Annotated in this window: 21 protein-coding genes and 1 pseudogene; 8 read left to right on the forward strand and 14 right to left on the reverse strand. The window is 57.9% G+C overall.

Annotated features, from left to right (window positions below; genetic code table 11):
• Positions 1–30: 30 nt before the first annotated feature.
• From IPM39_05445 to IPM39_05480, 8 genes are all read right to left on the reverse strand, one after another.
• The gene (locus tag IPM39_05445) at positions 31–1818 is read right to left on the reverse strand and encodes a methionine--tRNA ligase (protein ID MBK8985515.1); all 1788 of its coding nucleotides are present in this window, start codon (positions 1816–1818) and stop codon (positions 31–33) included.
• Entirely contained in the window at positions 1819–2511 is a 693-nt protein-coding gene (locus IPM39_05450; GenBank protein ID MBK8985516.1) for a hypothetical protein, read from the reverse strand.
• Between the two features lie 236 nt (positions 2512–2747).
• Positions 2748–4082, reverse strand: coding sequence for a hypothetical protein (locus IPM39_05455; protein MBK8985517.1), 1335 nt, complete (start codon positions 4080–4082; stop codon positions 2748–2750).
• Between the two features lie 57 nt (positions 4083–4139).
• Positions 4140–4886 carry a prolipoprotein diacylglyceryl transferase gene (locus IPM39_05460; protein ID MBK8985518.1) on the reverse strand — a complete coding sequence of 249 codons (747 nt, stop codon included), beginning with the start codon at positions 4884–4886 and terminating at the stop codon, positions 4140–4142.
• Positions 4887–4983: 97 nt separating this feature from the next.
• Positions 4984–5532 carry a TlpA family protein disulfide reductase gene (locus IPM39_05465; GenBank protein MBK8985519.1) on the reverse strand — a complete coding sequence of 183 codons (549 nt, stop codon included), beginning with the start codon at positions 5530–5532 and terminating at the stop codon, positions 4984–4986.
• Positions 5522–6910, reverse strand: a complete 1389-nt coding sequence (rimO, locus tag IPM39_05470) for a 30S ribosomal protein S12 methylthiotransferase RimO (GenBank protein ID MBK8985520.1) — start codon at positions 6908–6910, stop codon at positions 5522–5524. The genes IPM39_05465 and rimO overlap by 11 nt, the downstream gene beginning before the upstream one ends.
• A gap of 68 nt (positions 6911–6978) precedes the next feature.
• Entirely contained in the window at positions 6979–7905 is a 927-nt protein-coding gene (locus IPM39_05475; GenBank protein MBK8985521.1) for a helix-turn-helix domain-containing protein, read from the reverse strand.
• An 89-nt stretch (positions 7906–7994) separates the two neighbouring features.
• Positions 7995–8540, reverse strand: coding sequence for a 50S ribosomal protein L9 (locus IPM39_05480; protein MBK8985522.1), 546 nt, complete (start codon positions 8538–8540; stop codon positions 7995–7997).
• 267 nt (positions 8541–8807) lie between these two features.
• On the opposite strand from IPM39_05480, the pseudogene IPM39_05485 reads away from it, so the two are divergent.
• From IPM39_05485 to IPM39_05500, 4 genes and pseudogenes are all read left to right on the forward strand, one after another.
• Positions 8808–12282: pseudogene (locus IPM39_05485) on the forward strand (methylmalonyl-CoA mutase family protein).
• A 67-nt stretch (positions 12283–12349) separates the two neighbouring features.
• Positions 12350–12601 (forward strand): hypothetical protein, encoded by a 252-nt coding sequence (locus IPM39_05490; GenBank protein ID MBK8985523.1) that lies wholly within the window; start codon positions 12350–12352, stop codon positions 12599–12601.
• 157 nt (positions 12602–12758) lie between these two features.
• Positions 12759–13037 (forward strand): MoaD/ThiS family protein, encoded by a 279-nt coding sequence (locus tag IPM39_05495; GenBank protein MBK8985524.1) that lies wholly within the window; start codon positions 12759–12761, stop codon positions 13035–13037.
• A complete protein-coding gene (locus IPM39_05500; protein MBK8985525.1) occupies positions 13037–13294 on the forward strand; it encodes a DUF1952 domain-containing protein in 258 nt (85 codons plus the stop codon). Before IPM39_05495 ends, IPM39_05500 begins: the two co-directional genes overlap by 1 nt.
• A 106-nt stretch (positions 13295–13400) precedes the next feature.
• Here IPM39_05500 and IPM39_05505 read toward each other — a convergent pair whose 3' ends face one another.
• The 3 genes from IPM39_05505 to IPM39_05515 form a co-directional block, all read right to left on the reverse strand.
• On the reverse strand, positions 13401–15221 hold the full coding sequence (locus IPM39_05505) for an aldehyde ferredoxin oxidoreductase family protein (GenBank protein ID MBK8985526.1): 1821 nt from the start codon (positions 15219–15221) through the stop codon (positions 13401–13403).
• 186 nt (positions 15222–15407) lie between these two features.
• Complete coding sequence (locus tag IPM39_05510; protein MBK8985527.1) at positions 15408–16259, reverse strand: carbohydrate-binding protein; 852 nt, start codon at positions 16257–16259, stop codon at positions 15408–15410.
• A gap of 109 nt (positions 16260–16368) precedes the next feature.
• A complete protein-coding gene (locus IPM39_05515) occupies positions 16369–19362 on the reverse strand; it encodes a molybdopterin-dependent oxidoreductase (protein ID MBK8985528.1) in 2994 nt (997 codons plus the stop codon).
• Positions 19363–19680: 318 nt separating this feature from the next.
• On the opposite strand from IPM39_05515, the gene IPM39_05520 reads away from it, so the two are divergent.
• Positions 19681–20505, forward strand: coding sequence for a YceI family protein (locus tag IPM39_05520; protein MBK8985529.1), 825 nt, complete (start codon positions 19681–19683; stop codon positions 20503–20505).
• 207 nt (positions 20506–20712) lie between these two features.
• Here the strand turns inward: IPM39_05520 and IPM39_05525 are convergent, their stop codons facing one another.
• On the reverse strand, positions 20713–20913 hold the full coding sequence (locus IPM39_05525) for a hypothetical protein (protein MBK8985530.1): 201 nt from the start codon (positions 20911–20913) through the stop codon (positions 20713–20715).
• Between the two features lie 290 nt (positions 20914–21203).
• On the opposite strand from IPM39_05525, the gene IPM39_05530 reads away from it, so the two are divergent.
• The 3 genes from IPM39_05530 (at position 21204) to IPM39_05540 (ending at position 24176) form a co-directional block, all read left to right on the forward strand.
• Positions 21204–21812, forward strand: a complete 609-nt coding sequence (locus IPM39_05530; protein ID MBK8985531.1) for a hypothetical protein — start codon at positions 21204–21206, stop codon at positions 21810–21812.
• Between the two features lie 59 nt (positions 21813–21871).
• On the forward strand, positions 21872–22243 hold the full coding sequence (locus tag IPM39_05535) for a hypothetical protein (GenBank protein MBK8985532.1): 372 nt from the start codon (positions 21872–21874) through the stop codon (positions 22241–22243).
• Positions 22244–22523: 280 nt separating this feature from the next.
• Positions 22524–24176, forward strand: coding sequence for an ABC-F family ATP-binding cassette domain-containing protein (locus IPM39_05540; protein MBK8985533.1), 1653 nt, complete (start codon positions 22524–22526; stop codon positions 24174–24176).
• Between the two features lie 81 nt (positions 24177–24257).
• On the opposite strand, the gene IPM39_05545 is transcribed toward IPM39_05540, so the two are convergent.
• Positions 24258–24689 (reverse strand): DUF4332 domain-containing protein, encoded by a 432-nt coding sequence (locus IPM39_05545; GenBank protein ID MBK8985534.1) that lies wholly within the window; start codon positions 24687–24689, stop codon positions 24258–24260.
• Position 24690: 1 nt separating this feature from the next.
• Positions 24691–25068, reverse strand: coding sequence for a hypothetical protein (locus IPM39_05550; GenBank protein MBK8985535.1), 378 nt, complete (start codon positions 25066–25068; stop codon positions 24691–24693).
• Positions 25069–25106: the final 38 nt, after the last annotated feature.

Consider the following 25106-nt stretch of genomic DNA (forward strand, 5'->3'; position numbering starts at 1 on the left):
AATTCCCAACTATCAACTATCAACTCCCAACTAACTCGGCGTTCCCAACCGTCCTAACTCATCGGCGACAACGCTGTCGTCGAGGCGTTTGAAGAGGGGGTGGGGGGCGGGAAGCTGCCGGCCGACAGGAATTTCGCGGCGGGTCCAATCGCCTACGGCCGTTGTCCCGTCATATGTCAACCCCACATGGCTTTTGCTGCTTTCCTGGTAGGTTTCCACCTTTTGCACGCCAAACAGTTGGCCTGCCTCGCCCAGCATCTCGTGGACCTGCTGGCTGGTGAAGGGCAGAATGGGCGACCACAAGATTTTCAGGCCGCTAATGGCTTGCACGGCCGTATAGAGCGAACGGGCCGTCGCTTGCATGTCGGTTTTGGCGCTGGTCCAGGGGCTGGTCTCTTCCAGATATTGGTTGACCAGGGTGGAGAGGCGCAGGTTTTCTTGGGCGACGGCGCGGAATTTGCAGGCGTCGTACAACTGGCGCACCGTCTCGAACCCTTCGTCAACGGCCGTCAGCAGGTCGCGGTCCTTGTCGGTTAATTCGCCAGGGTCGGGCACGATGCCCTGGAAGTACCGTTTGGTCATGTTCAGCACCCGGTTGACCAGGTTGCCCCAGTTGTTGACCAGTTCGTTGTTGTTGCGTTCGACGTAACCCTGCCAGGTGAAATCACTGTCGCGGCTTTCGGGCATTACGGCCGTCAGATAATAACGCAGCGGGTCTGGATCGTGGCGCTCCAGCGCGTCCAACATCCACACGCCCCAATTCATGCTGCCGCTGATTTTACGCCCTTCCATGTTCATAAACTCGTTGGCGGGCACATCGTAGGGCAGGTTTAGGCTGGCCGTTCTGTCGTCAGAATACAGCCCTTTGGCCCCCATCAACTGCGCCGGCCACATGACCGTGTGGAACGGAATGTTGTCCTTGCCGATGAAATAGACGGTGCGAGCGGCCGGGTTTTGCCACCAGTTGCGCCAGACGTCTGGCGCGCCGTTGTTTTTGGCCCATTCGATGGTCGCCGACAGGTAGCCAATCACTGCCTCGAACCAGACGTACAGCACCTTGCCCTCCGTGCCTTCCACCGGCACCGGGATGCCCCAATCCATGTCGCGGGTCACAGCGCGGCCGATGAGTCCCTGGTCCACAAAGTTACGGGCAAAATTGATCACCTGCGGCCGCCAGTGGCTCTTGTCTTGGTCGTGGAGCCAGGCTTGCAGGCCGTCTTCGGCGACAGCCGGTAAGTCCAGGAAAAAATGCTCGGTGTCACGCAGTTCCAACACGCTGTCATCTATCTTACTGCGCGGGTTGACGAGTTCGGCGGCGCTTTCAAACAGGGTGTTGCAGTTGTCGCACTGGTCGCCGCGGGCGCGGCTGTAACCGCACTTGGGGCAGGTCCCTTCCACGTACCGGTCGGGCAGGAATTTTTGCGTCTTGGGCGAGTACATTTGCCGGGTGACTTTGCGGTAGAGATACTTGTTTTCCAGCAGGGAAAGGAAGATGTCTTGCGAAACCTGAAAGTGGTTTTCGGTATCGGTGTGGGTGAACAGGTCGTAGCACAGCCCCATTTTTTGGAAAAGCTGCAAGAAGCGGTCGTGGTAGTAGCCGAACACTTCTTCGACCGATTTGCCCATTTCCTCGGCTTTGACGGTGACGGGTGTGCCGTGGCTGTCTGAGCCGGAGACCATGAGGACGTGGTTGCCTTGCAGGCGGTGGAAACGGCCGTATATATCCGCCGGTAAATAAGAACCGGTGACGTTGCCCTGATGAATGTCTGCGTTGGCATAGGGCCAGGCCACACAAACCAAAATATATTCGTTACTCATCTATTCGATATCGTCCTCTTCGAATTCTTCCTCATCTTCTAGTTCTTCTTCTTCATCTTCGCTCACTTCTGTCAGCAGTTCGGCCAGCAGTTCAAAGTCATCTTCGCTCATTTTAAGGAACGCTTCTGGCTGGAGCCGCATTTTCATCAGGTTAGGGTAGCTCTCTAACTCGACGCTGTCAATTGAGACCGCCTGTTTGATGTTGTGGGCCTCGGCGTCAATGTCAATCGAAAAGAAGTGGGCGGGATGCGCGTCTACATTAAAGAAATAATCTTTGGGATTGTTGGGAAAGGGATCACTGGTGATGGTGGCGACGGCAAAAAAGATTTGCGGCTCGATGAGGTACACAATAATGCGATCCCCTTTTTTGACGGTTTCTACATCTTCGGCCGTCAGCGCCATGATCACCCGTTCCGGCCAACCGGGGAAAGTCAGGTCATCTGTGTCTGGCAGGCTGATCAGCTTCAGGAAATGCTGGTTGATGGATCCGCCTTGCCGGGCCGCGCGAGCGCTACGTTTGGCTTCTTGCGCTTCCATTTCGGCAGCGATATTTTCCCAAATCCGCGCCTGAACGTTTATGTTTAATTCGGCCTCGCTGCCGTCTTCGTAACGCACAAACATTTTTGGTGGATTTATATCCAACACCGTGTATTTGCTTTTGCGATTGGCGTAAACGCCGTTAACTTCAAACATCTATCTCTCCAATTTTCCGAATTCTGGTAACGACTGCCACCACACCGAATCCCGATGCACATGGTCCGGTTTCGTTTGGGCGTGCATAGTATCGTTTTCGTCTCCAGATTGCAAGTCGAAACTTACAGGAGACTTCATGAGTGGGTTACCCACCACCACGAATGAAAACCTTGGGAGCGCAGGCGTCTCGCCTGCCGGGGCGGACGGGACGTCCGCGCTTCTATTTTCAGAGGAGTTTAGGGAGTGGTTGTTGGCGCGGTGGTAAATGCCTGGCCGTTCCAGGCAACGGCCGTGCGCCCCGGCGCAGCGCAGCCATCGCGGATGATCTGGGGGACAGGGCTGCCCGCAGGCGTTAGCAAGCGCAGCCCACCCTGGCAGCGGTCTGGCAGCGGCAGCAAGTTGAGACTACCATCCGCAGTTGTCAGGGCGAACTGATAGCCATTTTGTTTGTCCGTCAGCAGTAGATCGGGACGGCCGTCGCCGGTCAGGTCGGCCGTTTCCGCCAGGGTCAACTGCGGCGTAGGGTCGCTGCGGCGGCTGAAGCGGTGGTCCAACATGAGGTCCATCTGCCCGTCGTCGTCCGGTGTGAGAACGACAAGCTGGCTTAGCTGCGGCTGCCTTGCCGGGCCGCGCCAGAGGAGGATAAGTTCGTCACGGCCGTTACCGTCCAGATCCGCCCAGGTCCATTCGCTGAGGCGCTGCGGCGTCTGGCTGAGCCAGTGGCGCTGCAATTGGGGCAGGGCCGCCGCGCCGCGCTGGTTCACAGCCGTCAGCAGTGTCAGGACTTCCCCTTTGGCGTTGGGACCGACTGTAGGCGGCAGGTAGACGGCCGTTTCGCGGCCTATATCTGGGTTTGGCTGCTCGGGGAATGGGAACAGCAGGCCGCTGTTGTTATTAACGGCCGGTTGGTTGCAGCCAAATTGCAGGCTGATGCCGGCGGCTTCACTTTGCAGGCCGATGGTGGCCGAACGGCCGTTGCTGTCGGCCACCGTGGTCACATCTTCATACAAAAAGGCAATGCTCTGCGTCGCTTCCAGCAGATGCACGGCAAACGTCACCAGATTGTCGCCGCCTTCGCCGAAGCGCGGCACATCGTCCCATTCCACCACAAACACCCGGTTGGGGGCGCTGCCGACGACTTCGGTTTCCAAAAAGCCGACGGCCGTCAGGTCCAAATCGTCCCAAAACGGGGCGATCATGTCGCCCATGCCGGGCTGTGGGCCGTTGAGCAGGCACTCATTAAAATAATGGGGATTGCCGTTGGCGAATTGCAAGTTGCCGTTGCTGCTGGCCTGTACACTGGTATAGGTCGTGCCGTAAAAGGTGAACGGGAACGGGAGTTGCAGGGTGACGATGCCGTCATCGTCGTAGAGGCCGGTGTCTTGGGTGGCGTCAATGTAGGCGTAGCCATCGGCGCTGGTGCAGGTGTAGCCAAATTGGTCCGGGCCGGGGCAAACGGCCGTCGCCGGGCCAAAATCCGCCCGACCTCGCGGCCGGAAGGCGAAGAACAAGATGATGATCAGACTGACCGCGAGTAAGGAACCGAGCAGAAAACGAAAACGAGTACCCATGGGCAAAAGTGTAACGCAACGCCAGAGGTGGGGCAAGGAGGGGGCGAGAATTGTGAATTATGAATTATGAAGTGGGTGTGGTTGGCGGGTGGAGAAGCGGGCCAGGAGGATGAGGCTGGACAGCAGGATAAACAGGGCGGTGATTTGGGTGATATGGTAGCCGTCGGCTGTCAGCCAGGCGTTGTCGCGGAAGGCGTCCACAAAGAGCCGACCGGCGCTGTAGAGGATGGCCGTCAGCAAGAAGAGTTGGCCGGGAAAGGTGCGTCGGTCGGCGACGCGCCACCAGAGGGACAGGGCAGCCAGCCCGACAGCGACTTCGTATAGTTGTACGGGTTGGCGGCGGACGCCGAAGACGGGGATGCCCCAGGGCATACGGGTGAGTGTGCCGTAGCCGGGTCCGGCCAAAAAATCGGCCAGGCTGATGGTGAGAAAGGCGGTGAGCAGGCCGGGGGCCAGGGCGTCTAGGGTGGACCAGAGGGGGAGTTGTTTGTAACGGCCGTAAAAAAACGCTGCCGCCACGCCAAAAAACAGACCGCCCCACAAGTTGTAGCCATTGGTCAACGGCCAGATAATTCCCAGCAAGTTCGCCTGAAAAGCGGCCCAATATTCCAGCACAAACAACAACCGCGCCCCCACAAAGCCGGCCACCAGACCGGTCACAGTCAGGCCATACGTCGCCGCTACGTTCAGGCGCAGTCGTTTGGCCGCCCGCTCGACGAGCGTCAGCGCCAGCCAAATGCCCAGCAGATAGACAAGTCCGGCGGTGGGAAAGACAAAGGGTCCGAGGCTGAGGGTTGGGTACATAAACGGTAGAGTGGGAGTCAGTGTTCAGAGCTGGTTGCCCGAAGTGGCTATCACTGAACACTGATTACTGAACACTGATCACTGTTCACTCGCTTGCTTAAGGCTTCTCCGCCAGCAGGCTGCTAATTCGGTCTTCCAGGACGGCTTGCGAGACGACGCCGACGATGACTTCGCGGACCACGCCATCGGCGTCTACGAAGATGGTGGTGGGCAGGCTGTTGATGGTGTAACGCAGGTTTACGTCGTTGTCGTCGTCTACCAACAGCGGGTAGCCAATGGCTTGCCGTGTCGCAAAGTCGCGTACGGTGGTTAACGATTCGCCCTGATTGACGCCAAGAATGGTGGCACGGCCGTTAAATTTCATCTGCGCCCGCGTAAAAAAGGGCATTTCCACCCGGCATGGTCCGCACCAACTGGCCCAGAAATTTAACACTACCGGCTGTCCGCGATACGCACTGAGGGTGTGGGTTTCGCCCAGAACGGTGGGCAGCGTAAAATCCGGCGCCAGATGTCCCACAATCGGCGCTTCTGTTAGCGTCGGGGTTTGAGCCTGACGAACATCTTCCTTAGACAGCACAATCCAGCCGCCGCCCAACAGCGCCGCCACCACAATCCAGATGGCCCATTCATACCTGTTACGCAGCATTGAGTGTCAATCCGAAATCTGAAACTGGCAAACCAATATCTGGCGTGCCGGTGAGGTCGTAGGTCATCGCTCCGTCAATACGGATGGGGACCAGTTCGCCCAGCGGCAGTTCGCCGGGGATTAATACCAGGCCGTCAATTTCTGGCGCGTCGCGGTAGCTGCGGCCGATGCTGACGTTATCGCCGTAGCCTTCAATCAACACTGGCAAGGTGCGCCCTACCTGCGCCTGATTGCGCGTCAGGGAGATATGCTGCTGCAAGGCCATCAATTCGCCCTGACGCGCCTCTTTGACTTCTTGGGGCACTTGCCAGGATACGCTGGCCGAGGGGGTAGAGGCTTCGTAGGAGTAGGTGAACGCGCCGACCCTGTCGAACTGCAAATCACGCACAAACTGTTTTAAGCCGTCAAACTCCTCATCCGTTTCGCCGGGGTAGCCGACGATGAAGGTGGTGCGGATGGCGATGTCGGGCACGGCGCGGCGCAGTTTTTCCAGCGTGCCGTAGACCCATTCGATATTGGCCGGGCGGCGCATCCGCTTCAGCGTTTCGCGGTGGCCGTGCTGCAAGGGGATGTCCAGATAAGGCAAGATTTGCGGGTGGGTGGCCATCGTTTCGATGAGTTCATCGGTGACGTAGCCGGGATAGGCGTACATCAGGCGAATCCAGGGGATGTCGGGCGCGGCGTTAACGATGTCTTGCAGCAGTTGGCTGAGGCCGTTTTTTAGGCCCAGGTCGTGGCCGTAGTCGGTGGTGTCTTGGGCGATGAGGATGAGTTCTTGCATCCCGGCGTCTTGCAGGCGGCGGGCTTCGGCGATGATGGCCTGGGGTGGGCGGCTGACGTGGGTTCCTTTGATTTGAGGGATGGCGCAGAAGGCGCACGGCCGTCTACAGCCATCGGATATTTTGAGGTAGGCGCTGCGACCTTGCACGGCCGTTCGCAACACCCCCGGCTCATCGCGGCCCACCGTCGTCGCCTCGTCGGGCAGGTGATAGAGCGGTTCGGGGTGTTTGCTGCGCCGGAGTCGGCGCACGAAGCGCACAATATCCATCCAGCGGCGCGTGCCAATCACTCCATCCACACCCGGCGCCCACTCCACCACTTCCGCGCCGTAGCGCTGCGCCATGCAGCCAGCGGCAATCAGCAGTTGATTGGGCTGCTTTAATTCAGCCAGTTCGCGCAGAGCAGCGATAGATTCCTGGCGCGCGTCTTCAATAAACCCGCAAGTATTGACGATGAGGACACTGGCGTCTTCCGGGTCGGTGACGCCGGAAAAACCTGCTTTGTAGAGCAGGCTGGCCATGCTTTCAGAGTCCACTGTATTTTTGCTACAGCCGAGACTGAGCAAGAAAAAGTTCTTCTTCTGTTGTTGTTTGCTCATGGGGTAAGAGAAAAATGAGAAGGAAGAGGAGCTTCGCCTTCTTCTTTCTCATGTCTTATGTCTCATTTCTAATTATTGGTTGTGCGCCAGATTTCTTCTTTGTTTTCGCCGCGATTGCCCATTCGCCCCCAGGCAATGTCGTTGATGGTGACAAACACGCCGACGGCGTTGCCGGTGTTGACTTTGGCTTCGCGGGTGGCCGTCCATTCGTAGGGTGGATCGCCATTTTTGACCCAACCGCTGAATACCACGTCGCCATCAATGGTCACTTCCATCCAGGTGCGTTCGGTGATGTCCAGACGGAGTTTGATTTCGTCGAGGGTGGCGGGCAGTGACGGCCGTGTCGGCAGCGGCGCCGGTGTGGCGTCGAAATTATTGCGGTTGGTGGAGGTGACCACGTTGCCGGGCACAAAGATGGGCTGCTGGTCGGCTGTGGGCGTTTGGCTCTCGGTGGCGGCGGCGGTGGCGGTAGCCTCGGCGCGGTTGGTAATGTTCAACAGCGCGTCGTTGATGCCATCGGTGATCGCTGCCGAGCCATCACCATTGCCCATAAACAAGGGCACAAAGCGGTTGGCTACCAGAGCTACGGCAATTATCAGGGCGATGACGATGATCACCCGTAAGGCCGATTCCGGGTCGCGCCGCTGTCCAACGTCCACCTCGACATTGACCGGATCGTAAAATACGGGGGAATCGAAATCTATGGGCGGCAACTTTTTGCTGCTGCTACCATTGGTTGGGGCGGCTGCTTTGGTTGGCAGGCGGCTGAGAGTACTCTCGTAGCGGTCTAGCAGCGGCTGCGGGTCCAGCCCCAGGTAACGGGCATAGTTGCGCAGGAAGCCGCGTGCGTGAACCGGCGTCGGCAGGGCGTTATAATCGCCGCTTTCCAGCGATTTTAGATATTTCGCATTGATGCGAATTTCTTCTTGAACATCCTCCAGGGTAAAGCCTTTGGTTTCGCGGGCTTCGCGAAGGATGTGTCCGAGTTCGTCCATACTAAAAAAAAGTCACTGATGCAGACCAGTGACTTGGAAGGCAGGCGTTCATGATGACGGCCGCATGGTGTGCCCGTTGGCAGTTAGGATTAGAATGCGTCTTCGAATTCTTCATACGCATCAAATTCGTCTACTTCTTCTTCGTAGACGGTGGGGGCAACGGCCGTTACTTCGGCGGCCGTCTCTTCAACCGCTTCAGACTCGATGATCACCGTTACATGGGGGTGAATTTCACCGGTCAGGCGCACCACCACTTTATGAGTGCCCAACTGACGCAGCGGATCTTCGCCCACTTTGCGCCGGTCAATTTCTATGCCCAATGCCTCATTCAACGCATCGGCCACCTGGGCGGTGGTGATAGAACCATACAATTTCCCGGTTTCGCCGGCGCGCGCCGTAAACGTCAGGGTAACGCCTTCGATTTGAACAGCCAGGGCTTCATATTCGGCGCGGATTTGGGCGCGGCGCGCTTCGGCCTTTTTACGCCAGACAGTGGCCTGGTTCATGGCTCCGGCGGTTGCTTTTACGGCAAACCCCTTGGGAATCAGGTAATTGCGACCAAACCCAGGCGCAACTTCGTGGATCTCGCCCGCCAAACCCAAATTATCTACATCTTCTTTCAACAGCACCTTCATAGCTGAGTACTCTCCAATTAAAAAATTTGCAGCGAGTGATCCTATCAGACGTGGCGGATTTTGACAACAAGGCAACAGCGTTTTCTAAAGACCAGACTATTCTCGCCCACTACCCACAGGCTAGATGGTGAATGGGGCGGAACGGCCGTTTCCCCTCCCTCTCTCCCCTTGTGCTATACTAACGCACAGCCAAACCGAATACCCGGACGCCTCCGTTTTCTCTGTGTCTCTGCGCCTCGGCGTTAAATTCTTGTTTTGAGGAGAATCATGCAACCAATTCCCCCCTATTCCCCCACCAACAAAATTCGCATTGTCACCGCCGGCAGCCTGTTCGACGGCCACGACGCCGCCATCAACATTATGCGCCGCATCTTGCAAGCCAGCGGCGGCGAGGTGATTCACCTGGGCCATAACCGCAGCGTGCAGGAGATTGTGAACACGGCCGTACAAGAAGACGCCCAAGCCATCGCCATCACCAGCTACCAGGGCGGCCACCTGGAATTCTTCAAATATATGTACGACCTGCTCCACGAGCAGGGCTGCGGCCACATCAAAATTTTCGGCGGCGGCGGCGGCACCATTTTGCCCGACGAAGCCGCCGAACTGCACGCCTATGGCATCACGCGCATTTACTCGCCCGACGACGGCCGTTCCCTGGGCCTGCAAGGCATGATCAACGACCTGCTGCAACAAGCCGACTTCCCCACCGGCAAGCTGGATGTGGGCAAATGGAAAGAGGCCATTACGGAAGCGTATGATGGATTTCGGATTGCGGATTGCGGATTGCGGAATGGCGATTCCCAAATCCGCAATCCGCAATCCGCAATCCGCAAGTGGGTAACTAACCGCGCTCTGGCCCGCCTGATTTCCGCCGTGGAGAATGAGCCCGAGTTGGTGCAGCCGATTATGGATGAGGTGCATCGGCGGTTGGCCGGGTTAACGGCCGTGCCCGTTCTAGGCATCACCGGCACCGGCGGCGCGGGCAAATCGTCGCTGGTGGATGAGTTGGTGCGCCGCTTCTTGCTCGATTTTCCCGACAAAGAGATCGCCATCGTCAGCGTAGACCCGTCCAAGCGGCGCACCGGCGGCGCGCTGCTCGGCGACCGCATCCGCATGAATTCGGTTTACCACGAGCGGGTGTATATGCGTTCATTGGCAACGCGGCAGAGCAATCTGGCCCTCTCGCGCCACATCCGTGAAGTGCTGGCGATTTTGCAGGCGGCCCAATTCGACCTCATTGTCCTGGAGACGTCCGGCATCGGCCAATCGGACACGGAGATTGTGGATTTTGCCGACGCCACCTTGTACGTGATGACGCCAGAGTATGGCGCGGCGACGCAGTTGGAGAAGATTGACATGCTGGACTTTGCCGACGTGATCGCGCTGAATAAATTTGACAAGCGCGGGGCGCAGGACGCGCTGCGCGATGTGCAGAAGCAGTACCAGCGCAACCATCAATTGTGGGCGCAATCGCTGGAGCAGATGCCGGTTTACGGCACAATCGCCAGCCAGTTTAATGATCCAGGCACGAATCGGTTGTATACGGCCGTCATGCGCACCATCGCCCACAAGAGCGGGGGGGCGTTGGAACCCCATTGGCAGCCCGGCGAAGAGATGTCGGAGAAGGTGTTTATCATCCCGCCGGCCCGCGTGCGCTATCTGAGCGAGATTGCGGAGACGATTCGGGGATACGGCCGTTGGGCGGAAGGGCAGGCCCGGTTGGCGGACAGATTGTATGGGTTGCGGGAAGCGATAACGGCCGTGCGCACCGCCAATCGCCCCGACAGCCAGAAATTAGCCCAGGAATTGGAATCGCTCTACGCCCAGGCCAGCCTGGATTTAGACCGGCACAACCAGCAAATTCTCGCTGGCTGGGCGGCCAAAAAGGCGCAATACACCGGGGATGAGTATGTCTATCAGGTGCGCGGGCGGGATGTGTGCGTGCCCACCAAAACAGAATCACTCTCCCACACCAAAGTGCCCAAGGTGATGCTGCCCCGCTACACCGGTGGGGGGGATATTTTGCGCTGGAGTTTGCAGGAGAATGTGCCCGGCGAATTTCCCTACACGGCCGGCGTCTTCCCCTTCAAGCGCACGGCCGAAGACCCGACGCGCATGTTTGCCGGCGAAGGCGGCCCGGAGCGCACCAACAAACGCTTCCACTACGTCTCGTTGGGCATGCCCGCCAAACGCCTCTCTACGGCCTTCGATTCGGTGACGCTGTATGGCGAAGACCCAGACCATCGCCCGGACATTTATGGCAAGGTGGGCAACTCCGGCGTCTCCATCGCCAGCCTGGACGATGCCAAGAAGCTGTACAGCGGCTTTAACTTGTGCGACCCGGCTACGTCGGTGAGCATGACGATTAACGGCCCGGCGCCGACGATGCTGGCGTTTTTTCTGAATACGGCCGTTGACCAACAATGTGAACTGTACATCCGCCAACACGGCCTGGAACACCTGGTAGAGGCCAAAAAACGGGAACTTTACGATGACCGCAACCTGCCCCGGCCGCGCTACAATGGCGACCTGCCCGAAGGCAACGATGGCCTGGGGCTGATGCTGCTTGGTTTGACCGGCGATCAGGTGCTGCCACCCGACGTGTATGCGCCCATTAAGGCCCGCGCCCTCTCCACCGCTCGTGGCACAGTGCAGGCCGACATCCTCAAAGAAGACCAAGCGCAAAATACCTGCATCTTCTCCACCGAGTTCGCTCTGCGGCTGATGGGCGACATCCAGCAATATTTCATTGATCACCGCGTGCGCAACTTCTACAGCGTCTCGATTTCCGGCTACCACATTGCCGAGGCAGGGGCCAATCCCATCAGCCAGCTGGCCTTCACCCTGGCGAATGGCTTCACCTTTGTGGAGTATTATCTGGCGCGGGGCATGGACGTGAACGAATTCGCGCCCAATTTCTCCTTCTTCTTTTCCAATGGCATGGACCCGGAATATGCGGTGATCGGCCGGGTGGCGCGGCGCATTTGGGCGAAGGCGATGAAGTTGAAATACGGGGCCGACGAGCGGGCGCAAAAGTTGAAGTACCACATTCAGACGAGCGGCCGTTCCCTGCACGCGCAGGAAATCGGCTTTAACGACATCCGCACCACCTTGCAAGCCCTCTACGCCATTTATGACAACTGCAATTCGCTGCACACCAACGCCTACGACGAGGCCATCACCACGCCCACGGAGGAATCGGTGCGCCGGGCGATGGCGATCCAGCTTATCATCAACAAGGAGTTGGGGCTGGCGAAAAATGAGAATCCGCTGCAAGGGGCGTTCATCATCGAGGAGTTGACCGATTTGGTGGAGGAGGCGGTGCTGGTGGAGTTTGACCGCATTACGGAGCGCGGCGGCGTGTTGGGAGCGATGGAGACGATGTACCAGCGGGGCAAAATCCAGGAGGAGTCGCTCTATTATGAGCAACTCAAGCATACCGGCGAATTGCCGATCATCGGCGTGAACACCTTCCTGTCGGACGCGGGTTCGCCGACGATTGTACCGGGTGAGGTGATTCGCTCGACGACGGCCGAAAAGGAGTTTCAGATTGAGCAGGTGCGGGGGTTACACGGTCGTTTCCCCGACCAGGCAGCCGCTCAATTACGCACTTTGCAGCAGACGGCCAGTTCACAACGAAAATATGTTCACGGCGCTGATGGAGGCGGTGAAGGTCTGCTCGCTGGGGCAGATTACGGCGGCGCTTTACGAAGTAGGCGGGCAGTATCGGCGGAATATGTGAGGCTTGACGATTGGGCGATAGTCTGTGTTATGCTATGGCAAGCCATTTATGGAGGTCTTTATGGGCAATGTCACCATGCAATTTACAGTTAACAGATCGCACCTACCGCGCCTTGCGGCAGGCGGCGGCGCGTTCGCAAAAGACGGAAGATCAGGTTTTGCTGGATGCTTTGCAGGATTATTTGGCGAAAACGGCCGTTGCCAATCCATTATTGGGCTTGTTTGCCGATGATCCGGCATTGCTCGATGCTGTGACTGAGGCCACACTGCTTGACCGTGAGCAGAGCCAGTTTCGTTTGGAGGATGAAGCAGGTGGATAAGACTTTGCTTGACACGGATATGCTGTCCGAAATCATGAAGGCTAAAGATGCGCAGGTCGTGGCAACGGCCGTTCCCCACATCCCTATCCCCCTATGAAGCGTAAAGGGGCAAACGACCGTTTCCCCCCATCCTATATTTCTCATCAAGAGGATGCCCATGAAAATTAACTTCTTTGCCACCCTGCGCCAGATTACCGGCCAGAAGACAGTAGAATTCAACGTGCCAGAGGACACAGCCGTCATGGACCTGGTAGAAATCGTGGTGACCCGCTTTCCGCCCATGCGTGCGGAACTGCTGGATGAGGATGGCAATTTGTACCGCCATGTGCATGTATTTGTGAACGGCCGTGACGCTCCTTACCTGGAAAATGGCCTGGACACCACCATACAACCAGAAGACGTGGTCAACATTTTCCCGGCAGTGGGCGGCGGCTGATGGCGGCAATCAATCGCATTATTCGTGGCATTCCGGCCTGGCTGATGGGCGAGTATTTGCAAGAGATGGGTGGCGTGGCGGCGGGGGACGGCCGTTATACCCATCCCCAATGGTCCGCCACCGTCCAGCAAATCGAAGATTACCAGCTTGGCGCCCTGCGCGTCGGCCAGATCCAATTTCTGGTCGAGATTGAAGACGAGGCCCTGCCCCACTTTCAAAAACGGCTGGACCTCAAACTGCTGCGCGGCGGTGGCTAACCCCAGTAAGGCGATTTTCCAAATCGCCCCACAAAACAAAAACGGCCTGGCTGAATAAGTTTGCTCTGTTCAGCCAGGCCGTATCATCTGCGCTATCACAAAGCGTCTACAGAATAGCCAGTTCCTTCAGTTTGCCTTCCGGCACAACGCCGTTTTGCCAGCCACGCGCCGTGTAATACTCATCCAACATCAGGTCTAATTCACACACATGCCCCAGCGAACCGGGCATGGTGGAAGGTTCTTCGGTGAAGCGCTTGGGCAAATAGTCGCTGCCTTCGCCATGACCGGCCAGATTATTGTAATACCGTTCCAGGTTGTAGATGCGCTCGCCGGTAACCAATACATCATCCACAGTGTACGAATCTAACCCAACAATGGCCGCGTACTGCGCCGCGTACTCTTCGGCGCCTTCGGCAAAGGCACTGAATTTGCACAGGTCCAGGCTGTCGGAGAAGGCGTGCAGATCTTGCAGCAGTTTGGTCAGCTCACCCTTGCCTTTCCATTCCAACGGATCGGCCGTCAGGGAGATGAGGCTCAGTTCTACCGCCGGGGTGTAAGCGCGCAGGTGGCAGGCGCCGCGGTTGCTGGTGGCGTAAGCAATGCCCATGCCCTTCAAGCCGCGTGGGTCGTAAGCCGGGATGCCCTGCCCCTTCACCGTCATGGCGATTTCGGGATGGCCGAAATGTTCGGCAACGGCGTTGCAGCCGTTCGCCAATACGTCACCGATGCCCTCCCGGCAGGCCACTTTTTCCATCAAGGCCATCATAACGTGGTAGTCGCCTTCAGGCAGGCCACCATCGCCGTTGGTGTACCCTTTGCTGGTCGCTTCGACATAGGTCGCCAGCACGTCGCCAATTTCGATGGCGTCCATGCCAAAGTCGTTTGCCATGTCAATCATCTTGGCGACGGAGGCAATGTTGTCGTTGCCACAGTTCGCGCCCAGCGCCCAGGCCGGTTCGTATTCCACGCTCTCCATACGCAGCCCGGCAAATTCGCCTTCGGTGATTTCTACTTCTTTTTTACAGGCGACGGGGCAGGCGTGGCAGGTGGGGTCGTTGACCAGGATATTTTCTTTGACGTATTCGCCGCTGAGTAATTCGGCGCGGTCGCCAAAAGAGGTGACACGGCCGTTCAACGTCGGCAGCGCGCCCATATTACTGGTGATGTTCATCAAGACATTCGTACCATACACCGACAACCCACCTTTGCGCGGACTGGTGATGTTTTTCTCGTCCATAATGGTTGCCAGGGCACGGTCGTGGGCTGGTTTCCAGGCTTCGGCGTTGGCCGGTTTGGGGAAACTCTTTTTGGCCTTGACGACGACAGCCTTCAACATCTTGCTGCCGCCAACGCCGCCGGTGCCGCCGCGGCCGCTGGCGCGATCATCTTCATTCACCCAACAGCCGTAATGAACCATGTTCTCACCGGCCGGGCCGATGGCGATGACAGTTAAATCTTTCTCGCCATATTTTTCCTGGAAATGCTTGATGGTGGCGTGAATGCCCTTGCCCCACACCATGGAGGCGTCGCGCAGTTCGACTGTACCATCCTCAACATAAGCATAAACGGGTTTATCGGCTTTGCCTTTGAAGATGAGGCCGTCGAACCCGGCCCAACGCAGGCGGGCGGCCGACCACCCCCCCTGGTGGCTGTCGGTGACGGTTCCGGTGAGGGGAGATTTGGTGACGATAGCCATACGGCCGCTCATGTTCGCCGCCGTGCCGGTGAGAGGGCCGTTCATAAAGCAGAGGAGATTATCGGGCGAAAGGGGGTCAACTTCTGGTCCATTTTCCAACATGTAGCGCACACCCAAACCACGCGCGCCGATGTATTTGAGCGCCCATTCTTCGGGGATTCCCCGGTATTCAACGGTCCCGGCCGTCAAATCTACATGAGCCATCCGGTTTGCATATCCACCTAATTTCATTTCAATTACCTCCTCAGGCTGTGAACAAAAGACCTAATATTAATGAACGCGGGAATTGACAAGGGCGTGGGTTGAATAGTGGGATTGTGGTGTGGTCGCCATTGTCAAAAAGACATGTCATAGAGTATACCTCACGGCAAGAAGCCAGGGCAAGCGCTATTGTTTGGGGCATAAGATACCCATGGATTATGGCTGCGAGTGCTCGGATATAGGGGTAGGCGTCGCCGGATAGGCGCGCAAAAGATCATAATTGCCACCGCCGCTGCCGATTACCAGCGTTAATGTATACTTATCGGGATCCAGCCAATAGCCGGACGGTATCAAATTGATGAGTGTCCAGTTTTGCTCGCCACCTGTATCAGGCACAGCGATGGGGCCGGTAATGTCTATGCCATCCAGTTCTAAATGGAAAACGGCCGTATCATAAACCGAAGATACAAGAGCACGGAAATAATAGTGGTCTGGCTGCGTCACCACAATGTCATACTTCACCCACTCGCCATTTTCCGTCCAACCGATGAAATAGCTGTCGCCCCAGCCGGCGCCGATCGCAATCCCCAGGTCTACGCCTTCATCAGGGCGGTATTGTCCGCCCAGGTTAATGGGGTCTATATCATGGTAAGCAGCGCCTTCACCACCACAGTTGAAATCTTCAAATTGCAGATGCACGCCAAAACCTAAATCGGTCGGTCCGTAAGGGCAGCCATCGGGTGTCGGCGTTGTAGTTGGTGTAGGTGAAGCTGTGCTGGATGGGGTGGATGTTGGGCTGTGGGTTGGCGTTAACGTGGGTGTAGCCGTGCTGGTTGGTGTGGATGTTGGGCTGCTGGTTGGCGTTGACGTGGGTATGACTGTTGGTGAGCCGCGGCCAGACTCTTTGGCAATGTAAGGCAAATAGGCGGCCAAAGTGGGCGTGACCGATATGCCTGTTTGGTGGGCTGCTGGCAGAAAGTTAACGGCCGTAACCCACCGCACCCCTAAAAGCCCTACAATAATCAGGCCCCCAATCACTGCAAGACGCATTTCGGTCCATCTTTTCATGCCCCCTCCTTAACGCTTTTTCGTCTTCGGGGTTGGCTGCGGCCGTTTCCCCAAATTCAATGCTTGCTCTGATCAAGCAAACGCCCGTTCCCACAGATCTCCTTCCTGCTCATTGCTTATTTTGCAGCGCCGCATACACGCGCTGTGGCGTGAATGGAATCCGCCGTATGCGCACCCCTGTCGCGTCAAAGATGGCGTTGGCGATGGCCGGAGCCACCCCATCCTTGGGGATTTCGGCGATGGCCTTGGCTCCAAAGGGTCCCGTCGGTTCGTTGGTCTGTACCAAAATTGCCTTCATCCAGGGCATTTCGTCGGCGCGGTAGATTTTGTAAGGACCAAATTCGTCGTTGATTAAGTTGCCAGTCGTGTCGTAGGCCATCTCTTCGCAGTGGCCGTAGCCCAGAGCTTGCACCATGCCGCCCTCCACCTGCCCGCTGGCCGTCAGCGGGTTGATGGGCACGCCGGCGTCCACGGCCATCACCAACTTCGTCACTGTCACCTGCCCCGTCTCAGTGTCCACCTCCACCTCGGCGAACTGCCCGGCGAAGGGCGGCGGCGAGGCGACGCTGACGTAGCTGGCGTTGGCCATGATCTGCCGCTGGTCGGCCTGGTGCAGGCTGTGCAGAGCAATGGCTTCCAGGCTGACGCTGCGCCCATCGGGGGCCACCGCCATCTTGTTCGCCAACCGAATCTCATCCGGTTTTACGGCATACGGTTCACGCCTTACGGCCGACGCATTCAGCATCAACGCCGCCCGTTCCCGTATCTGGTCGGCTACTTGCTCGGCGGCGCGTTTAACGGCCGTTCCCGATATATACGTCGTGCTGCTGGCATACGCCCCCACGTCAAACGGCGTCATGTCCGTGTCGCTGGAATACATCAAAATGTCGGCCAGCGGCACGCCCAACACCTCGGCGGCCATCTGCGCCAACACCGTGTCCGACCCCGTGCCCAAATCGGTCGCCCCGACCAGCACGTTAAACGAGCCATCATCGTTCATCTTTACCGACGCGCCGCCCATGTCCAGGCCAGGGATGGCCGTGCCGTGCATACACATCGCCGCCCCCAGGCCGCGCCGCAGATGGGGCTTGCCCGGCACTTCGTGCCAGCCCGGTTGGAATTTGCGTTCCCACTCAATCGCCTTTAACCCCTGCTCAAAGCACTCATTCAGGCCGCAGGATTCGATGTACGGTACGTCAACAACCGTCTCCTTCTCCCCTTCGCCCAGCAGCGGGGCGATGGAGAGCGGGTCGCCCGCCTGCACCCAGTTCTTGCGGCGGAATTCAATCGGGTCCAACCCCATCTCGTGGGCGATTTCGTCCATGTGGCTCTCCAGGCCGAACAACGCCTGCGGCGCGCCATAGCCGCGATACGCCCCCGGCACGGGCAGATTGGTGTAGGCGACGATGCAGTCGAACTGCCGGTTGGGGCAGTTATAGCTGCTCAACCCGCGCAGTCCGGTGACGGTTTGCACCGTCAGGCCATGCGTGCCGTAGGCCCCGGTGTTGGCGACGACGCTGAATTTTTGGCTGTGCAGCGTGCCGTCTTTCATGACGCCCGTTTTCCAGGTGATGGACTGCGGGTGACGGGTGCGGCTGCTGCGGAACTCCTCGCTGCGGGTCAGTTCCAGGCGCACCGGCCGGCCGGTTTTAATGGTGAGATGCCCCACGATGTCCTCGATTAACATCTCCTGTTTCACGCCGAAGCCGCCGCCAATGCGCGGCTTGATCACCCGAATCTGGCGCACGGGCAGCCCTAACAGCGGCGCGACCATACGGCGCACGTGGAACGGCACTTGGGTGCTGGTGCGGATCACCAATCGCTCGTCGCTGTCCCACCAACTAATGGCGATGTGTGGCTCGATGGGCGCTTGCTGCACCTGATGGACGTAGTAGCTGCGCTCGAAGACAAAATCAGCCTCAGCGAAGCCCTGCTCCACGTCGCCCAGATGGGCTTTGATGTGGTGGACGATGTTGCGGCTGGCGTCGTGGATTTTCAGGGTGTCCGGCTCGTCGTGGATGATCGGCGCGCCGGGTTTGATGGCTTCGTTTTCGTCGAAAACGGCCGGCAGGAGTTCATATTCGACTTTGATGAGCTTAATCGCCGCTGCGGCAATCGCCAGGGTGTCGGCGGCCACGGCGGCCACACGGTCGCCCACGTAACGCACTTTGTTGTCGAAGCTGACCTGATCGTGCGGGTGAGGGTTGGGGTAGCTTTGCCCGCCGGAAGCGTATTTCACCCGCGTCACATTTTTGTAATGGACGACGGCGCGCACGCCGGGTAAGGCGACGGCCGCGCTGTCGTCTATGTCCAGGATGCGGGCGTGGGCGTGAGGGCTGGTGAGCAGTTTGGCGTACAACAGGCCACGCATTTCGATGTCGTCTACGAAGGCGGGGTTGCCTTTGGCGAGTTTGATGGCGTCTACTTTGGTCTCTGGTTTGCCGACAACGGCCGTTTCCGGCACACCGGACGTGAGTTGAATGTCTACCTGTGGTTTGGTGAGGATTTCGGATTTCGGATTTCGGATTTCGGAAGAGCCGCCGGAGAAGTTAGGGGTGTCGTTCTGGTTGTCGGCGGGCGGCATTTCGGCGAAGTAGGTGGCGTCTATGATGGGTGGGCCTTCGTAGGGTGGCAGCTCTTCGCCGCGCAGGTAGGCGGCGGCGCGCAGAACGGCTTCTACCGGTTTCAGGTAGCCGGTCTCGCGGCAGAGAATGCCGGACAGGGCATCGCGGGCGTCGGCTTCGGTGGGGTTGAGGTTATGGGCCAGCAGCGCCTTCGTCGCCAGAATCATGGCCGGGGTGGAATAGCCGGATTGGATGGCCCCCGTTTCCATGAACGCTTTTTGGATGGGGTGGAGGTCGCCAACGGCCGTGTTCAATCCTTCAAGCGTTTCAATGGTGTGGCCGGCCACCTGCCCGACGAGCAGGGTATCGCTGTTGACCAATTTGCCATCCAGCAAAACGGCCGCTGCGCCGGTCACGCCATCATCGCTGCCAAAGCGCACGGAAAAATAACCTGCTCCCCGCAGCGCGTCGCGCAGGGTGTCGGTGGGTTGAGCGTTCAGGGTGACTTGTTGGTTGTTGATATTTAGTGGGGTACTCATGGTGGGTTCTTCTCCATAAAACGTTTCTTCAGTCCCCCGTTTCCCAACTGCCGGGGACTGCCTGCGTATACCTTAATGGTAGCGCATTTGGCGGGTGGGGGGCAATAACTTGTCGGTGTGGCAATGAGGCTCAGCTTAGCTTGCTGGCGGCTGGCGGCTGACGCTGAACCTGGCCCGCGTGAGTGGTTTCTCAGAAAATGATCCAAATCGGCAAAATTGCCGTATACAAGTAAGGTTGCATCGGCTTGAGCTGCCGAAAATCACGGCCGTTCCCTATTACGGCCGTCAACATTGTCATAAAAAATGGAGAAAACAACTATGAAAAAACGTGTAATGTCCCTGTTTATCTTGTCTATCGCTGCTGTATGGCTGTCGGCCTGCGGGTTGATGCAGGAACCGGCGGCCCCCAGCGCCACGTTGGAGGCAATTCCACTGGAGATTGCAACGGCCGTGCCAACCACCGCGCCGCTGACCGCCGCCGAACCAACGGCCGTGCCATCTGACGCTGCTTATCCGGCCGGTGGCGCAGATACCGCTGCCGCTGCCCTTCCCCCAGCCGACGCCGCGCCGTCCGACAGCGCCTATCCGGCGCCTTCCAGCGGCGGCGTTCGGGTGTACACCATCGCCTCCGGCGGCGAATCCCAGGTTAGCTTTGAGCTGGACGAGGATTTACGTGGCTCGCGCATTACCGTGGTGGGCACGACGGACCAGGTTGCCGGGCAGTTGGGCGTGGACCTGGCTGATCTGAGCAGCGCCCAGGTGGGCGTGCTGCAAATCAACGCCCGCACCCTGGCGACTGACAATGATTTTCGTAACCGGGCTATCCAGAATGAAATTTTGAACACCGGCGCCTATGAGTTTATTACCTTTACGCCAACGGCCGTGAATGGCCTGTCGGCCAGCGCCAACATCGGTGAAGCCATTACTTTTACTATCGTCGGCGACCTGACGATCCGGGACGTGACCCAATCGGCGACGTTTACTGTGATGGCCACGGCCGTATCTGAAACGCAGCTAACCGGCACGGCAACGGCCGTTATCTCTCGCGCCGACTACAACCTGAACATCCCCTCCGTGCCGAACGTCGCCAACGTGGAAGAAGAAGTGCAGCTAACCATTCGTTTTACGGCCAACGCTTCTTAACGTTGGTCATCCGTAACCCAGTCAACTATACCTGACAAGGTGACAAGCTAACATTTGATAGGGTGACAAAAACGGCAGATTGTGACCTTTGCGCGTATAAAAAGCCGGACTGCTTTCTGACAAGCAGTCCGGCTTTTAGGAATGCGGATCAAATAGGCTGTGAAAAAAGTTCAACTTCTTTGAAGAGGTTGAACTTTTAGATTCATTTTACGCTTCGGCATCGGCCGGGGCTGGTTTGGGCACAAAGCGCTTCATCTGGCTGATGGAAACTTTATTCGTTTTGCGGCAGTTTGGGCACTCGATGGCGTGATATTTTTGCCGCGCTTCGGCTGCTTCGGCTACGGCCTGGGTCATATATTCACGGCTTAACGTGAATGAGTGACGGCAGTAAGAACAATGAACATTCATGAGATTTTCTCCTCACGGGTGTAACGGCTTGCGCCAGCAACTGTGCGGTTTGCTGCCCAAGTAGGCGTACCAGTCTGAAAAATACTCTGGCGTGAACCGTCACAAATTTGGATGGACTATCTCATTGTAAAGGATTGCTGGGATGATTTCAAGGATTACGTCAGAGTAGGGGCGTATGATGAAGCAGCCCACTGCGTTTTTGCGGAGTCAATTAAATCTTGATTAAGAAAGGGCGTAATTCCCGGTAAAACGCAACCCAAAATGGATTATATGCCCTAGAATCCGAAACTATGGTCAATATCAATGCTCCCGTGGTGGCGGACCTGCTGCGACAGAGTTTGCAACAAGGGCAAATGCCACGTTTAGAAGTGACCAGCAACAGCATGGCTCCGTTGCTGCGGCAGGGCGATCAGGTTCTGCTAGAAGCGGTGACTGTGGACCAATTAAGACGGGGAGATATCATCACGTTGTTTTCGGCATCGTATATGATGACTCACCGTTATTGGGAAACGGCCGTCGGCCCCCAGCCGGCGCTGTTGACACGTGGCGACCGGCCGCTGGTTTTCGACCCACCCTGGCCGCCAGAGGCATTGATCGGGCGGGTGGTGGGCCGTTTGCGGACAAACGGCCGTTTGCGGACAAACGGCCGTTCGCGAACAAACGGCCGTTCGCGAACAAACGGCCGTTCCCCACACGAACACAAGTTACAACTTGACGCCGGACCCGGCCGGTGGCTTAACCGCCATCTCTGTTGGTTGGCCGGGCTTGAATTTAGTTGGTGGGGAAATCGGGCAAATGGAGCCACTTCAGCCCGATGGGTAAGACCTAGACGCCCATTGCGCGGCGTCATCTATACCTGGGCGACTTTCATCACAGGCATCGTAGGACTTATCGCCTGACACACCAATACTTTTGCAGGTAGGGGAATTGAATACACTCTTTTTAGCGAAGCAAGCTTATGCGGATTTATCGTTGGATCATTCTAGCTGTATTGGCCGTCCTGACGGTGCTGTTGTTAGGCACGGCCGTTCTCGCCTACCAGATGCCTGCGCCTCTGCCAGCGCCCAGCCAGCAGCAGCCATTGGGCAAGCCAGACAACCGGCAAAAAGCGGCTTCTCCAGTCATTGAATTGATCGTTGCGGATGACGGCGCAACGGCCGTTACGGCCGTCCAACTTCTCAATCACAGCTTCTGCGTGCCGCAAGGTTCGGCCAATCACTTGCGCCGCACCAACCACAACGTCCCCGTCTCCTCAACCGCGCCGGACACGATGCGCCGGCCCCCCTGGCTTGCTCCCCCGAACCATCAAAGGACCGGCAGCGCAAAATAAGATTTGTGGCGGCAAAAGATTTGACGCGCAGCCCATTTTGAGTTAATTTACGGCTAACTTAGACTAGTATCCGCAGGCCGAAGTCCGTTATCCGATGGCATTTACCAGATTTAGCGCCCTACGGATTACCGTTTACGGATACTACCAGGTAGACCAATGATTCGCTGAGTTCCCTCCATCCCAGTACTCCCCCTTGTTTCACTGGCGGCTGCGCTGGCAGCCATAGGCGAAACGCAGCCCGCAGCGATGTGCGGCGCGTTGCGCATTGGGAGGCGAACTCATGCTAACCGCACACCAACTTTCTAAAGACTTTGGGCTGCAACCTGTTTTCCAAAACGTATCATTTTCCATCAACGCCGGCGAGCGCGTGGGCCTGATTGGGCCAAATGGCTGCGGCAAAACCACCCTTCTGCGCATTCTGACTGGCGAAAACAGACCGGACAGCGGCCATGTCAGCCTGACGCCGACCGATTTGCGCGTGGGCTATCTGCCACAGGGACTGCCCGTAACGCCAGGACAGACAGTGGGGGATGTGCTGCACACGGCCGTTGGCGACCCCGCCATTCTGGAAACAAAACTGACCCAATTGGCCCACGCCCTCGTGCATCAACCCGAACGGGCAGACTTGCAGCTGGCCTACGACCAGACGCTTAACCGTCTGACCGCCAGCGATGTCAATCGCACCCAAACCATCCTGGCCGCCTTCGACCTGGACCAGATTGCGCCGAACCAACTCGTCGGCCATCTCAGCGGGGGGCAAAAGACGCGGCTGGCGCTGGCATTGGTGCTGCTGGGCGATCCCCAGCTTTTGCTGCTGGACGAACCGACCAACCATCTGGACATTGGCATGTTGGAATGGCTGGAAGCGTGGCTGGCCGACTTTGCCGGGGCGGCGCTCATCGTCTCCCACGACCGCACCTTTTTGGACCGTGCCGTCAACCGGGTGTTGGACCTGGACCCCAAAACCCATGCCCTGCGCGAATATCGAGGTAATTACAGCAGCTATCTGGAGCAGGTCTTGAGCGAGCAGGAAAAACAATGGGCCGCCTACAAAGACCAGGAGGCGGAAACACGACGGCTGAAGCAAGACGCCGCTCGCGCCAAAGCGCAGGCAGCCTATACTGAACGTCAGGCCAGTTCCATCCGCATTGGCGGCGGGGTGATGAAACAAAAAGGGTACAAAGATTACCAGCAGGGCATTGCCAAAAAGGTGGCGCGCAAGGCCAAAGCCCGCGAGACGAAGTTGGAGCGGTATCTGGAATCGGACGAGCGAGTGGAAAAGCCGACGCGAAGCTGGCAGATGAAGCTGGACTTCGACCGCGCTGCTCACCTGGGGCGCGATGTGTTGACGTTGGAGAATCTGGCGGTGGGGTATGACGGCCGTTCACCTCTGCTACAGAACGTCAACGGCTTCATCCGCGCCGGGCAGCGGGTGGTTCTGACAGGGGAAAATGGCTGTGGCAAAACCACGCTGCTGCGCACCATCGCCGGGCAGCTTCCGCCCCAGGCCGGGCAGGCCCGCCTGGGCAGCAGTGTACACCTGGGATATATGAGCCAGGAGCAAGAGCTGTTGGACCCAAACAGCACCCCTCTGGAGACGATTCTGGCGGGGGCGGAGATGAACCAGACGGCCGCGCGTACCTTTTTGCATCATTTTCTCTTTCGTGGGGATGATCCGCTGCGGCCGATTGCCCAACTGAGCTTCGGCGAGCGTTCTCGGCTGGCGCTGGCCTGCCTGGTGGCCCAGGGCTGCAACTTCTTGCTGCTGGATGAACCGATCAACCATCTGGACATCCCGTCGCGTACCAATTTTGAACAAGCGCTGGCGCAGTTTCAGGGCGCGGTGCTGGCTGTGGTCCACGACCGCTATTTTATAGACCGTTTTGCCGAAGAGGTATGGGTGGTGGTAGACGGCCGTCTAGAAACAAAGTAACCCGTCAGCCGTATGCCGTATTCGGATTACGGACACGGTATACGGCTGACGGAATACGGGATACGGAATACGCCTCGCGCCTCACGCCAACCGGCCGGCTTCATCCAGTATGGCCTGGGCGCGCCAGTCGGCGACTTCCAGGATGGTGGCTAATTGGGTGACGGCCGTTTGCCGTAAAGCGGCAATGGTGTGGATACCGGCCGCTTGCAGGCGGGCGGCGAATACCGGGCCAATGCCTCTGACACGCTGTAAATCGTCGTCGGCGACGGCCGTTTTCACCGGCGATGCCCCATTTTTTTCCAGCGTGATGTACTGCGCCGGCGCTGTTTCATTGGCCGCCAGCCGTGCCTGCGCCGTCCGCAGGCGGGCATCTGTTGCCGCCATGCGGTCCAGCAAATCCAGCGCCCCTTCCTCCGCCGAAGTGCTTTTGTACCAGTACCAGGCAATCGCCGTCACCAGCAAGCTAAATGTCAGCCCCAACACAAATGTCATCGGATTCTTCAATTTCTGCATCTTATGTCTCCACCTGGCTCAAAATATATTGGTTCAACGCTTCTCTGGCGGCCGGTAAATGCTGCATGGCCCGCCAATCGCCACCGATGTCTTGCGGCGTGGCAATGTCTAGCAGCAGTTGGAACGGGTCCGTTTGCGTGGGTGCGCCGGCGGCTTTGCTTTGCTGCCAAAACGGCCGTAACGCCTCGCGCCAATCGCCATATCTACTTCTCAACCAGCCCCAAGCCTGGGCAAAATCCGCTTCGGCTTCGGCCGGGGTCATCTTTTGGCGATAGACGCCCACCATCACCTGCTCCAACACATCCCAATGCTGCACAAACTCATCTAAATCCGGGCGGTGGTTCCACTGCCGCAAAAAGCTCGTAAATGGATTGGTCAATTAGAATACCCCGAATGGGACGCGGATTTCCGCCGATG

Source organism: Candidatus Leptovillus gracilis (assembly GCA_016716065.1).
GTDB classification, from domain to species: Bacteria; Chloroflexota; Anaerolineae; order Promineifilales; family Promineifilaceae; genus Leptovillus; species Leptovillus gracilis.